At 68.8% G+C, this 234-nt stretch carries 1 protein-coding gene; it reads right to left on the bottom strand.

All coding sequences use genetic code 11. From position 1 onward, the window contains the following. Positions 1 to 234, bottom strand: a 234-nt coding sequence (locus AX708_RS17345) for a transposase (RefSeq protein ID WP_197426338.1), incomplete at both ends; no start/stop codon positions are given.

Here is a 234-nt window from a genome sequence, read left to right as displayed (position 1 = left end):
CGTAGGCCAGCGCATTGCGCATGAAGTGGACGCGGCAGCGCTGCCAGGTGGCGCTGAGGACGCGGGTGATCGCCGCCTTGAGGCCTTCGTGGGCATCCGAGATGACCAGCCTGACCCCCGTCAGCCCGCGGCGGGCGAGGTCCTTGAGGAAGTCGGACCAGAACACCTCGGCCTCCGAAGGGCCGATGTGCAGGCCGACGATCTCGCGCTTGCCCTCGGTGTTGACGGCAACGG

This window comes from Erythrobacter sp. CCH5-A1 (assembly GCF_001557115.1).
Taxonomy (GTDB): Bacteria; Pseudomonadota; Alphaproteobacteria; order Sphingomonadales; family Sphingomonadaceae; genus Erythrobacter.
Note: the sequence above shows the minus strand (reverse complement) of the source record. Positions and strands in the feature narration are given on the sequence as shown.